Origin of the sequence: Marinobacter alexandrii, from assembly GCF_005871205.1 — a bacterium.
Lineage (GTDB): Bacteria > Pseudomonadota > Gammaproteobacteria > Pseudomonadales > Oleiphilaceae > Marinobacter > Marinobacter alexandrii.
In genome coordinates, this window is record NZ_SWKM01000013.1 from 242,700 (window position 1) to 255,527 (window position 12,828).

Annotated in this window: 10 protein-coding genes; all 10 read left to right on the forward strand. The window is 57.0% G+C overall.

The genetic code is table 11. The features are described from left to right. Positions 1-70: 70 nt before the first annotated feature. The 10 genes from FCS96_RS12045 to FCS96_RS12090 all read left to right on the forward strand — a co-directional run bounded on the left by FCS96_RS12045 (position 71) and on the right by FCS96_RS12090 (position 12,813). Positions 71-1,678 (forward strand): carboxyl transferase domain-containing protein, encoded by a 1,608-nt coding sequence (locus FCS96_RS12045; RefSeq protein ID WP_138440622.1) that lies wholly within the window; start codon positions 71-73, stop codon positions 1,676-1,678. A 14-nt stretch (positions 1,679-1,692) separates the two neighbouring features. Further along, positions 1,693-2,499, forward strand: coding sequence for an enoyl-CoA hydratase-related protein (locus FCS96_RS12050; protein WP_138440623.1), 807 nt, complete (start codon positions 1,693-1,695; stop codon positions 2,497-2,499). A 1-nt stretch (position 2,500) separates the two neighbouring features. After that, a complete protein-coding gene (locus FCS96_RS12055) occupies positions 2,501-4,495 on the forward strand; it encodes an acetyl/propionyl/methylcrotonyl-CoA carboxylase subunit alpha (protein WP_138440624.1) in 1,995 nt (664 codons plus the stop codon). Further along, positions 4,495-5,400 (forward strand): hydroxymethylglutaryl-CoA lyase, encoded by a 906-nt coding sequence (locus FCS96_RS12060; protein ID WP_138440625.1) that lies wholly within the window; start codon positions 4,495-4,497, stop codon positions 5,398-5,400. Before FCS96_RS12055 ends, FCS96_RS12060 begins: the two co-directional genes overlap by 1 nt. A gap of 18 nt (positions 5,401-5,418) precedes the next feature. Further along, a complete protein-coding gene (locus tag FCS96_RS12065; protein ID WP_138440626.1) occupies positions 5,419-5,997 on the forward strand; it encodes a peroxidase-related enzyme in 579 nt (192 codons plus the stop codon). A 53-nt stretch (positions 5,998-6,050) separates the two neighbouring features. After that, complete coding sequence (locus FCS96_RS12070) at positions 6,051-7,763, forward strand: AMP-binding protein (RefSeq protein ID WP_138440627.1); 1,713 nt, start codon at positions 6,051-6,053, stop codon at positions 7,761-7,763. A 213-nt stretch (positions 7,764-7,976) separates the two neighbouring features. Further along, positions 7,977-8,375 carry a hypothetical protein gene (locus FCS96_RS12075; protein ID WP_138440628.1) on the forward strand — a complete coding sequence of 133 codons (399 nt, stop codon included), beginning with the start codon at positions 7,977-7,979 and terminating at the stop codon, positions 8,373-8,375. A gap of 160 nt (positions 8,376-8,535) precedes the next feature. Then, complete coding sequence (locus tag FCS96_RS12080) at positions 8,536-10,107, forward strand: IS1182 family transposase (protein ID WP_138440629.1); 1,572 nt, start codon at positions 8,536-8,538, stop codon at positions 10,105-10,107. A 209-nt stretch (positions 10,108-10,316) separates the two neighbouring features. Then, positions 10,317-10,997: a hypothetical protein gene (locus tag FCS96_RS12085; protein ID WP_138440630.1), complete on the forward strand. Its 681-nt coding sequence runs from the start codon at positions 10,317-10,319 to the stop codon at positions 10,995-10,997. A 346-nt stretch (positions 10,998-11,343) separates the two neighbouring features. Next, the gene (locus FCS96_RS12090; protein ID WP_138440631.1) at positions 11,344-12,813 is read left to right on the forward strand and encodes a DUF2971 domain-containing protein; all 1,470 of its coding nucleotides are present in this window, start codon (positions 11,344-11,346) and stop codon (positions 12,811-12,813) included. Positions 12,814-12,828: the final 15 nt, after the last annotated feature.

The window sequence follows — 12,828 nt, forward strand, 5'->3', positions numbered from 1 at the left end:
CATGGATGTGCTCGTAGCGGTTCCCGGAAAGCCCCACCCGCAAACCCGACTGCCCACGGATGAAGAAGCTATGACCACACTCCAAAGCAAAATAAATCCAAGGTCTGAAGAGTTCCTGGCAAACCAGGAAGCCATGGCGCAAGCCGTCGCCGACCTGCGAGACAAAGTCACCACCATCCAGCAAGGCGGTGGCCCCTCCTACCAGGAACGGCACATCGCCCGCGGCAAACTGCTGCCCCGGGAGCGCATCAACCGCCTGCTGGACGACGGCTCCCCATTCCTCGAAATCGGCCAGTTTGCCGCCTATAACGTCTACGGTGAGGAAGTTCCGGCGGCCGGCCTCATCGCTGGTGTGGGCCGGGTCTCCGGCACCGAGTGCATGATCATTGCCAACGATGCCACAGTAAAAGGTGGCAGCTACTACCCGCTGACCGTGAAAAAGCACCTGCGGGCCCAGGAAATTGCCCTGGAAAACCGCCTGCCCTGCATCTACCTGGTGGACTCCGGCGGCGCCAACCTGCCCCGCCAGGATGAAGTCTTCCCGGACCGCGACCACTTCGGCCGCATCTTCTACAACCAGGCCCGCATGTCTGCCGACGACATCCCGCAGATTGCCGTGGTCATGGGCCTGTGCACCGCCGGTGGCGCCTACGTGCCGGCCATGGCTGACGAATCCATCATCGTCCGCAACCAGGGCACCATCTTCCTGGCCGGTCCGCCCCTGGTAAAAGCCGCCACCGGTGAAGTGGTCACCGCTGAAGATCTCGGCGGCGCCGATGTGCACTGCAAAATTTCCGGTGTGGCGGACCACTACGCCGAGAACGACGCCCACGCCCTGGAAATTGCCCGGCGCAGCATCTCCAACCTGAACCGCCGCAAGCCGGCCGAGGTGGAGATCCGCAAGCCCAAGGCGCCACTGTACGACGCCGAGGAAATCTACGGCATCGTGGGCACCGACCTGCGCAAGCAGTTCGACGTGCGCGACGTCATTGCACGTATTGTCGACGGCTCCGAATTCGACGAATTCAAACGCTATTACGGTCAGACCCTGGTCACCGGCTTTGCCCACATCCACGGTTACCCGGTGGGCATCATTGCCAACAACGGCATCCTGTTCAGTGAAGCCGCCCAGAAAGGCGCCCACTTCATCGAGCTGTGCTGCCAGCGCAACATCCCGCTGCTGTTCCTGCAGAACATTACCGGCTTCATGGTCGGCCAGAAATACGAGGCCGAAGGCATCGCCAAGCACGGCGCCAAGATGGTTATGGCCGTGGCCTGCGCGAACGTACCCAAGATTACCGTACTGATCGGCGGCAGCTTTGGCGCCGGCAACTACGGCATGTGTGGCCGCGCCTACAGCCCGGACTTCCTGTGGATGTGGCCGAACGCCCGCATCTCGGTCATGGGTGGCGAACAGGCCGCCGGCGTACTGGCCCAGGTTAAACGCGAAGGCATGGAGCGCAAAGGCCAGGACTGGAGCACTGAAGAAGAGGCCGAGTTCAAGCAACCGGTCATCGACAAGTACGAGGAGCAGGGGCACCCCTACTACGCCAGCGCCCGCCTGTGGGACGACGGCGTGATCGACCCGGCCCAGACCCGGGAAGTGGTTGCCCTTAGCCTGTCCGCCACGCTTAACCGACCCGCGAAGCCGACACGCTTTGGCGTGTTCCGCATGTAATCGGGAGATCAGTCATGACAGAACAAGAAAATGCGGTTCTGATCAAACGCCGCGCACAGGGTGTCACCGATGTGGTGCTAAACCGCCCGGACAAACGCAACGCCTTTGACGACGTCATCATCCAGCAGCTGATCAACGCCCTGGACGAGGTCAACCAGGACCCGGACACCAAGGCTGTGGTGCTGCGCTCCGAAGGCAAGCACTTCTCCGCCGGAGCGGATCTTGGCTGGATGCGTCGCATGGCCGACAACACCCGCCAGGAAAACCTGGACGACTCCCGGGAACTGGCGCGGCTGATGAACGTGCTCAACCACCTGTCCAAGCCGGTTATCGGCCTGGTACAGGGTGCAGCCTTCGGCGGTGCCGTGGGCCTTGCGGCTTGCTGCGACATCGTGATCGCCACCGAGAAAGCCAGCTTCTGCCTGAGCGAAGTGAAGCTGGGGCTGATACCTGCCGTCATCAGCCCGTATGTCGTACGTGCCATTGGCGAACGCCAGGCTCGCCGCTATTTCATTTCAGCCGAAGTGTTCACCGCCCGAAAGGCGAAAGATTACGGCCTGGTGCACATCGTGTGTGACGACGTGGACGCCATGGAAAGCCAATGCGACGCGATGGTTCAGCAACTGGCCCAGAACGGCCCGGAAGCCATGACGGCGGCCAAGGATCTGGTGTTCGCAGTCAGCAACAAACCGATCGACGACGATGTGATTGACGATACCGCCCATCGCATTGCCGATATCCGCGTGGGAGAAGAGGGACAGGAAGGGCTGAGTGCCTTCCTGAACAAGCGTCGCGCCAACTGGATTCCGGAGAACAATTGATATGTTCAGCAAGATTCTGATCGCCAACCGGGGCGAAATCGCCTGCCGGATCATACAGACGGCCCACGACATGGGAATCCGCTGCGTCGCGGTCTATTCCGACGCCGACGCCAACGCCCGCCACGTGGCCATGGCCGACGAAGCCTTCCACATTGGCCCGGCCCCCAGCTCAGAGAGCTACCTGCGGTCCGAGAAGATCATCGAGATCGCCAAGGAAAGTGGCGCTCAGGCTATCCACCCGGGCTACGGCTTCCTGTCGGAAAACACCGGGTTTGCCGAAGCCTGTGAAGCCAACGACCTGGTGTTCATCGGCCCGCCCTCGTCCGCCATCGCGGCCATGGGTTCCAAGTCGGCCGCCAAGGCGATCATGGAAAAAGCCGGCGTACCGCTGGTACCGGGTTATCACGGCGACGACCAGGACCCGGAAACCCTGCGCACCGAAGCAGAAAAGTGCGGCTTCCCGCTGTTGCTGAAAGCCGTCGCCGGTGGCGGTGGTAAAGGCATGCGGGTAGTAGAACGCATGGAAGAATTTGACGATGCCCTGGCCGCCGCCAAGCGCGAAGCCAAGAACGCCTTCGGCAACCCGGACATGCTGATCGAGCGCTACCTGACCCAGCCACGGCACGTGGAGATTCAGGTGTTCTGCGATCAGGACGGCAAAGGCGTGTACCTGGCCGAACGTGACTGTTCGGTGCAGCGCCGCCACCAGAAAGTTCTGGAAGAAGCCCCGGCCCCGGGCCTCAGCGAAGATACCCGCAAGGCCATGGGTGAGGCCGCCGTGCGCGCCGCCCAGGCCATCAATTACGTGGGTGCCGGTACCGTCGAGTTCCTGTACGACGTGGACGGTTCGTTCTTCTTCATGGAAATGAACACCCGCCTGCAGGTGGAGCACCCGGTTACCGAAATGGTCACCGGCCAGGATCTGGTGGAATGGCAGTTGAAAATCGCCTGGGGCGAGCCACTGCCACTTGAGCAATCCGAGGTGAAAACTCGCGGCCACGCACTGGAAGCACGAATTTACGCCGAAGACCCGGACCACGACTTCCTGCCCGCCACCGGTCACCTGCGCTACCTGAGCACCCCGGATGAGAACGCCCACGTGCGCGTTGATACCGGCGTGACCGAAGGCGACGACATCAGCATCCATTACGACCCCATGATCGCGAAACTGATCGTGTGGGACGAGACCCGGGACCAGGCCATTAACCGCATGGTCCAGGCGCTTGAGAACTACCGCATTGCCGGCGTAAAAACCAACATCCGGTTCCTGCACGCACTGGCCGACGCCCAGCCGTTCCGGGAGCAGGACCTGACTACCGGCTTCATCGATACCCACCGCGAACTGCTGTTCCCGAAATCGAAGCTCGATACCCACAAGGCCCTGGTACTGGCCGCCGGCTTTGTCCTGGAAGCGCGCAAGTCCAGTGAGCCGGCCTCCACCGATCCCTGGTCGCCGTTTGGCCGTCGCAACAGCTGGCGCCTGAACTCCGAATACGCCCAGCCGCTACAATTGCAGGTAGGCGAAGAGATCCACGATCTCAAGATTCTGGAACGGGACGACCGCTACCAGGTGTACGTTGGCGACAGCGTTTACAACCTGACCGCGCGCCTGGACGACGACTTCCTCCAGGCCGTAGTGAACGGCCATCGGATCAGCATCCACGGCAACCTGCACAACGACCAGTTGGTGCTGTTTTACGAGGGTGATACCTTCCAGTGCAACGTTTACCGGGAAACCTACGGCTTTGAAGACATGGCCGGCGAAGGCAGCCTGGAAGCGCCGATGAACGGCGCCATCGTAGCGGTACAGGCCAAGGTGGGCGATACAGTGACCGCCGGCCAGACCCTGGTGATCATGGAAGCCATGAAAATGGAACACGCCATCAAGGCCCCGGCCGATGGCGTGGTGAGCGAGATCTTCTTCGCCGAAGGCGACCAGGTCTCCGAGGGCGCCGAACTGATCGCCATTGATGTGGCGGAAGAAGGAGCAGAGTAATGGCCTTTCCCAAGCAAGTCCGGATGGTGGAGATGAGCCCCCGGGACGGGCTGCAGAACGAGCCTGGCCCAGTCATCGCTACCCGCATCAAAACTGGCCTGATTAACCGGCTGGCCGAGTGTGGCCTGACCCACATCGAATCTGCCAGCTTCGTGTCGCCCAAATGGGTGCCTCAGATGGGCGACGCCGCCAAGGTGATGGCCGGCATTACCCGCAAGCCCGGCGTGCGTTACTCCGTGCTCACCCCCAACCTGCGCGGTTTCGAAAACGCGCTGGCCGCGGGTGTCGACGAAGTGGCCGTGTTCGGTGCCGCCTCTGAGTCGTTCAGCCAGAAGAACATCAACTGCTCCATCGCCGAAAGCCTGGAACGCTTCCTGCCGGTGATGGAAGCGGCGAAACAGCACAACATCCCGGTGCGCGGTTATGTCTCCACCGTGCTGGGCTGCCCGTACGAAGGCGACATCGCCCCGGAGCAGGTCGCCAAGGTGGCCAAGGCGCTCGCGGACATGGGCTGCTACGAGATCTCCCTGGGCGACACCATCGGTGTCGGCACACCCCAGAAAGCCAAGCGCATGCTCGAAGCCGTGACCGCTCACGTGCCGGTCGAGAAACTGGCCGCTCACTTCCACGACACCTATGGCCAGGCCCTGGCCAACCTTTACGCGGTGCTGGAAGAAGGCGTTGCCGTTATCGATGCCTCTGTCGCCGGCCTTGGAGGCTGCCCCTACGCCAAAGGTGCCTCTGGCAACGTCGCCACCGAGGACGTGCTCTATCTGCTGCAAGGACTCGGCATCGAAACCGGTGTGGACCTGAACAAACTGGTCACCACCGGTAACTGGATCAGTGGCCAGCTGCACCGCCACAACGGCTCCAAGGTGGGCCAGGCTCTCGGCGGTCAGCGCTAACACGACAAAGGACGTGACATGAACCCGAACAAAAACGTAGTAGCCCTGGATCTCCCGATTCCTGACGTTGCGGACTTACCCGAGGACACCCAGAAGTATTTCGAAATCTGCCAGGAAAAGCTGGGCATGATTCCGAACGTGCTGACGGCCTACAGCCAGAACCTCAAGCAGCTCGAAGGCTTCACCCGCCTGTACAACGAGCTGATGCTGGGCGAAGGCGAGCTCAGCAAGCTGGAACGGGAAATGATCGCGGTGGTGGTTTCCTCTGAGAACAAGTGCTTCTACTGCCTCGTGGCCCATGGCGCCGCCGTACGCGTGCTCAGCGGCGATCCGATGCTGGGCGAGCACCTGGTGATGAACTACCGCAGCGCCCGCCTGGATAAGCGCCAGCGCGCCATGCTGGATTTCGCCTCGCACCTGACCCGCTCACCGGCAACGGTCACTGAAGAGCACACTCAGGCCCTGCGGGACGCTGGCTTCAGCGACCGCGCCATCTGGGACATCAGCAACCTGATCGGCTTCTACAACATGTCCAATCGCGTGGCTATTGCCAGCGATATGCAACCAAACACTGAATATCACAGCCAGAGTCGCTAGCAGGATCACCGCCCTGCTCGCCCTCGACTACAAAAACAACGGAGGCAGAGATAATGAGCAAGACTCTTCCAAGTTACTATCCAAGTTACTATCCAAGTTATTCGAGCGGCACTTCTGAAACGCCGCTGCTGGGCATGACCATTGGCGAGATGCTGGACCGCACCGCCGAGAAGTACCCTGACACCGAAGCTCTGGTGTGCCTGCACCAGGACATCCGCTGGACCTACAAAGAGTTCGTCGGAAAAGTAAACGAAGCCGCCCGCGCCTTTATGGCCATCGGCGTGAAGCGTGGCGACCGGGTCGGCATCTGGTCACCCAACCGTTACGAGTGGACCGTTACCCAGTTTGCCACCGCCAAAGTCGGCGCCATCCTGGTGAACATCAACCCGGCCTACGGCATGCACGAGCTGGAATACGCCATGAACCTGGCGGGCATCAGCGTGCTGGTCACCGCCGACCGCTTCAAGGCCTCCGATTACCGGAAAACCCTGTACGACCTGGCCCCCGAACTGAAAACCTGCCAGCCCGGCGAGACCAAAGCCCGTCGCCTGCAGGACCTGCGGGCCGTGATCAATCTGGATACCGACAAGCACGACGGCATGTGGACCTGGAACGAGTTCGTGCAGCTGTCCAGCAAGGTCAGCCAGGACGAGCTGGACAAGGCTCAAGGCCAGCTCCAGTTCGACGACCCGATCAACATCCAGTTCACCTCCGGCACCACAGGCAACCCCAAGGGCGCTACCCTCACCCACCACAACATCCTGAACAACGGGTACTTTGTGGCCGAGAGCCAGCGTTTCACCGAGAAAGACCGGCTGGTGATTCCAGTGCCCCTGTACCACTGCTTTGGCATGGTGATGGGCAACCTGGGCTGCATTACCCACGGCGCCACCATGATCTACGCCGATGAAGGCTTCGAGCCCAAGTCCGTGCTACAGGCCGTGCATCAGGAAAAGGCCACCGCCCTCTACGGCGTGCCCACCATGTTCATTGCCGAGCTGGCCGATCCGGAGTTTGAGACATATGACCTCTCAACCCTGCGCACCGGCATCATGGCCGGCTCCATCTGCCCGGCCGAGGTGATGAAGAAGGTCAACGGCAAGATGAACATGAAAGAAGTTCAGATTGCCTACGGCATGACCGAGACCAGCCCCGTCTCCACCCAGACCAGCTCCCTCGACCCGTTCGAGAAACAGGTCACCACCGTGGGCCGCACCCAGCCCCACCTGGAAACCAAGATTGTGGACCCGGGCTCCGGCAACGTAGTGCCGCGCGGCGAAATCGGCGAGTTGTGCACCCGGGGCTACAGCGTGATGCTGAAGTACTGGAACAACGACGAGAAAACCCAGGAAGCCATCGATAACGCCGGCTGGATGCACACCGGCGACCTGGCCACCATGGACGAGGACGGCTACATCCAGATCGTGGGCCGGATCAAGGACATGGTTATCCGGGGCGGTGAGAACATCTACCCGAAAGAGATCGAAGAGTTCCTGTACACCCATCCCTCCATCGAGGAAGTTCAGGTGACCGGCATTCCCGATGAGAAGTACGGCGAGGAACTGATCGCCTGGGTGAAACTGCGCCCGGAAGCCGACCCCGTGGATTCGGACGGCCTGATCGAGTTCTGCAAGGGCCAGATCGCCCACTTCAAGATCCCGAAGAACTACAAGTTCGTGGACGAATTCCCAATGACCGTCACCGGGAAGATCCAGAAGTTCAAGATGAGGGAGATTTCTATTGAGGAGATGGGGTTGAAGAAGTAAGCCCTACCCCTTTCCCGTGAAAACCATCAAACCCCGGCAGCTTGTCGGGGTTTGTTGTTTGTGTACTCAGCGTCTACCCTCCTAGAGAGATTAGGATCATTGGGCGCGCTTCGTTGTTGCGTAGTGATATTACCGGGGTGCCGACTAGCGTTTTTGCAGGCCGATGATTTTTTCTATGTTTTCTTGTGATCAGCTCAAAGTAGGACTGTGATAGTGAAACGGTCAGATTTTTGTTGTGAATTTGGCCTCTATCTAATTGCTGTTAAAACTCCATACTCATTAGTGCAAAAGACAGGAGATTATATGAGTACTGTAAAAATCGGCTCGGATGAACGCCCATTAGGAGAAGCAGATGCACAGTGGATAAATCAACAAATTAATCGCAGACGTGATGACGGCGAAGATGTCTGTGTTATTGTACGGATTAATGAACCTGGAGTAGATGTAACCCTCGCTACTCCAAGTTGTGGAGGTGGAGGTGGTGGTGGTCGTAAAGCAAATGACCAAGAATCCGCCGTCCTTAGTTTGTGGACGGACAGAGGAATGAATCAAACCGACTTCAATGGCGGAAGTTTGGTTGCTTTCTTGTCCCAGTTGGATCGTCTCCTATAAGCTTTAAACAATCGGTCATTGGACGCCGAAAGGGTACCGCTTTTGGTTCCTTGAGCTGGCGCTTCCGCGCCGGTTACCTGGGCGTTGAGGCTGTAGCCCCCCCCCCCGAAATTCCCTTTCGGTTTGGTAGGATCAGGCAAACGGACAAGGAGTCGTCGGCATGCCCCGCTTCAAGCATTACAACTACGACCAGAGCGCCATGGTCGTGATCAACTACCAGGAACAGTTTCAACCCGGCACCTTTGAACACGAAGTGCACTACCTGATCGAACACAAGCTGGACCTGTCAGTTTTCCATCCCAAATACCGCAACGAAGACACGGGCCGGTTGGCGTACGATCCGGCCATCCTTCTGAAGATCATCCTGTTTGCCTATTCAAAGGGCGTCACCTCCAGCCGTGAGATGCAGTGGTGCTGCGAGACCAACATTATTTTCAAGGCACTGTCCGGCGATATCGTTCCCCACTTCACCACCCTGGCGAAGTTCGTCAGCAGGCATGCCGAGGAAATCGAAGAGCTATTCGAGCAGGTACTGTTGGTCTGTCAGGAACAAGGCCTGCTGGGTAACGAACTCTTTGCCATCGACGGCTGCAAGATGCCCTCGAATGCCGCCAAGGAATGGTCCGGCACGTTCAAGGAACTGGAAGAGAAACGGAAGAAGTTGCGACGACTGATCCGCCACCACTTGAAGGAGCACCACGAGCGGGACGAGGCGGAAACCGAAGCCGAACTGGACCGGGACATTCGCCGGGCAAAGACGGCCCTCTCCCTGGACGAATCCCTGAAGAAAGTGGACCGCTTCCTAAAGACGAACCGCCCAAGGATGGGCCGGGGGAAGCGGAACAAGGAAGTGAAGAGCAACATCACCGATAACGAAAGCGCCAAGATGACCACCAGCAAGGGCACGATCCAGGGCTATAACGGCGTGGCCACCGTGGACAAGAAACACCAGATCATTATTGATGCTCAGGCCTTTGGCGAAGGCCAGGAACACCACACCTTGCAACCGGTGCTGGAAACGGTCGAAGCCCGATTCAGGAAACTGGGTATTGCTGAAAGCATCTATCAGCAAGGCACCGTCATCACTGCTGATACCGGCTTCGCCAACGAAGCCAACATGAAATACCTGCACGAACGGCAGATCAACGGCTACGTGCCGGACAACCGATTCCGCAGCCGGGACCCGAAGTTCCAGAATCAGAAAGACAAGTACGGAAAACGCCGTCAGAACCAGCCAGGCACAGACTGGAAAAACATCATCCCGGCCAGCGAATTCCAGTTCGATCCAGTGAACCTGACCTGCATCTGCCCAGCGGGCGAAAGCCTGAAATACCATGCAACCCGCACGGACCAAAACGGCCAAAGCCGGGCCTACTTCCAGGGACGTCTGATGCAGTGCCGGAACTGTCCAAAGAAACATCAGTGCATGCAGAACCCGGAGGCTGCCAACCACCGGAAGGGTAAAGGCCGACAGGTTTCGTTCACCCTCGAGAACAAGCGCCTGCCTAATTACACCGACTGGATGAAGCACCGCGTCGACAGCCAAAAGGGCAAAGAGATTTATAGTCACCGGATGTCGGTGGTGGAGCCGGTGTTCGGCAACATTGGCACCAACAAACGGCTGAACCGGTTCAGCCTGCGGGGCCGGAAAAAGGTCCAGGGCCAGTGGCAGCTATACTGCCTGGTGCACAACATTGAGAAGCTGGCGAATTATGGGCGGTTAGCCGCGTGATACAGGAATCAGAAGACTGGAAATGTGGCTCTTGGGTGCCAGCAATACCGGCACTGGAAGCGGCAAGGAGTCGAAATGACGTGCTGAACACTGAAAATAGGAATCATCGGTCAGTTGATGGCCGCGACAAATGATTTTAAGAACCAGGCGCTGGGAACGGCTCAAAATCGGATTTTCTACAGCCTCGTTGTGAAATTTAGGTGGAATCTATGGAAGATCTTCCAGAAAAAGAATGGAAAGACTATGGGCACGATTCAGTTAAGGCTGGACTTAGCGTTGTGCCACTTTTGGGAGGGGCTTTAGCGACGGCATTCGAAACAGTGTTTTCTTCTCCGATAGATAAAAGGAAAAAGGTTTGGCTGAAAGAGCTGGCTTCCACAGTAGATGAGTTGTGCGAAAAAATTGAAGGACTTTCTCCAGAAAAGCTTTCTCAGAATGACTTGTTTGTTTCTGCTTACTTACAGGCATCTAACATTGCTATTCGAACACACCAAGAAAGTAAGCTTCAAGCTTTGAGGGCTGCAGTAAAGAATACTGTTTTATTTGAAAAATATGACGAATCCAAAAAACTAATATTCATCCGAATCATTGATGAAATGACTCCACTTCACTTTAAAGTTCTTGATTTTCTGTCAGGGCCGGAAAAATACATTAAAGCTCTAGATGAAAAACAAGGCCCCAATGTTTCTACACACTGGGGTAGCTTAGGTCAGGTGTGGGATAAAACGTTCAATGACGTGAAGTCATCAGACCCTTTGGTAGACCTTGTGATTTCTGATTTACATCGATTCGGCTTCATATATATAGATCAATTTCACAAGGCTAGTACTCACTCGGTTACCACTAGCACAGGTCGGGAGTTTATCGAATTTGTAAGTGATAACTCATAATCAGTAGCGCAAGCGGACCGATTTTCCGACGCGGTTGCGCCTCCAAACCGGCCGCTTCGAATGGCGTTAATATTCCTTAAAACCCCTTTACAATGTGATTGCTAAAATAAATACCTCACAGGCAATGCGTTATCAATACGGGGTCAGGGTCAAGAGGCCGGATTTTTCCAACTCTCGCTGGACCTAAGACGGGGGTAGGGTCAACGCGGGTTGATGGCCAAACGGCACGCCTGAGCCAGACCACAGAAGAACTGACGGAGAGAATTTTGTCAGAATACGTTCGTGCAAACCACGTTGTGAGGTTAACTTGCTTCCCGAATACCCGCGCTCAGTTGGGGTTGAATTAATGAACGGGGACGATGCAAAGATAGGTCTGGACGACGGTGAGTTCCTGTTTCGCTTCAGGAGTGCAAAGGCGCTCTTGGATGACGACCATGAAAATGGGGGTTTTCAGGAGCTTGAAAAGCAGACGATCTATTTTGCCCGGCCGGAGGCACTCAATGATCCCATGGAGGGGCTCAGCGATGCATTCTGGGATGGCGATCATGTGTTGTGGGAGAATCTTTTCCGGCACTATGCTCTCTCACTGATCTGGTATGCCCACCAATGGCTGCTCTTGAAGCCAGAAGAGATCAGTCAGGCCAAAGTGAGTGCATGGGTCACCGAGATGGATCTTCCCACTGACTCCTTTCGGGCGCTCTACCAAGAGTTTTCCTCGGATTTCTGCGCCGAAATCGGAAGTACGGAGCTAGCCGGCATACTCGGTCGTCGGACGATACCGCTTCGACGCGAGCGCCTCACCAATCTTTTGTCCCATATTCATCAAACGGCACTGTCTCACTTATTTCGAGTATTCAAGAAACATGGTCTCACCAAATTCGAGCTGCCTATCGCAGAATCTTGCGAGAGCCGGGTGAAGACTATTGTGTGCTGCTGGGAGGACATCGCATTCAAGCCTTCAACGGTCGATATGCCGGTCGAGGATCAGTTTGAGCTTGTGTCCAGCATCGGCAATAGGGTTAGCCATCAGTTGGAACTGGGAATGCTTACTCAGATCGATAACGTAGCCTGGGCTCGAAAGTCGATAGCACTCATGGCCTGCTTTCCCGAGATGTACGTCGATGCTTTCCTTCGAGATCTACACTTCACTCCATGGCGGGTTGCGTGCTTTAGTTGCAGATGCATAAACGCCTCAATGTGGGGAACTTACGGATCCGAACACCGCGGGGCGGCGCTGGTTTTTCGAACTGAGCAGCGAGGAGGCAAACGTTTTTTCCGCGTTCAAGGAATGGTTGGAACTGGAGCTCCAGGAATTGAGCTTGAGGTACGCTCGGTTAACTATCGCAAGCGCCCACCAGCGCTCGACAGCTTCCTCGAAATTGGGATGCTGCCTATGAGAAAGCTAGAGAACACTTGGATGAAGTCAGCATATGGGACGCCCAGCGTACGTCTCCAAGAAATGATGAAAGACCTCGATGCTTGGCGCGCAAGTCACTGGAGGAATGCCTCTGAACGCGCCACGTGGAAGCACCCTGATTGGGAGCACGAGGATGAACAACGTTTGATCGCCTCTACCGCGTTTTCCGATGACCCGGCACCAGAACCATTGACTTATAAATTCTCGCAACTCGAAGGAATCGTTTTTGGAATGCGCATGAGTAGTGAGGACAAACTAAAAATCGTGAGTGTGATAGAAAGAAAGTGCCGCGCCGAGGGGCGTGCGGAGTTTCGATTTTTCCAAGCTTACTACTCACCATCGAAAGGCGATATGGATATAACCGAACTTGGATTACTCAAATTCAAGGGTGCGGATTGAAAAGGATGCGCGGCA

Coding starts and splice junctions, on each gene's coding strand:
- FCS96_RS12045 (WP_138440622.1), top strand. CDS start 71: ATGACCACACTCCAAAGCAAAATAAATCCAAGGTCTGAAGAGTTCCTG.
- FCS96_RS12050 (WP_138440623.1), top strand. CDS start 1,693: ATGACAGAACAAGAAAATGCGGTTCTGATCAAACGCCGCGCACAGGGT.
- FCS96_RS12055 (WP_138440624.1), top strand. CDS start 2,501: ATGTTCAGCAAGATTCTGATCGCCAACCGGGGCGAAATCGCCTGCCGG.
- FCS96_RS12060 (WP_138440625.1), top strand. CDS start 4,495: ATGGCCTTTCCCAAGCAAGTCCGGATGGTGGAGATGAGCCCCCGGGAC.
- FCS96_RS12065 (WP_138440626.1), top strand. CDS start 5,419: ATGAACCCGAACAAAAACGTAGTAGCCCTGGATCTCCCGATTCCTGAC.
- FCS96_RS12070 (WP_138440627.1), top strand. CDS start 6,051: ATGAGCAAGACTCTTCCAAGTTACTATCCAAGTTACTATCCAAGTTAT.
- FCS96_RS12080 (WP_138440629.1), top strand. CDS start 8,536: ATGCCCCGCTTCAAGCATTACAACTACGACCAGAGCGCCATGGTCGTG.
- FCS96_RS12085 (WP_138440630.1), top strand. CDS start 10,317: ATGGAAGATCTTCCAGAAAAAGAATGGAAAGACTATGGGCACGATTCA.
- FCS96_RS12090 (WP_138440631.1), top strand. CDS start 11,344: ATGAACGGGGACGATGCAAAGATAGGTCTGGACGACGGTGAGTTCCTG.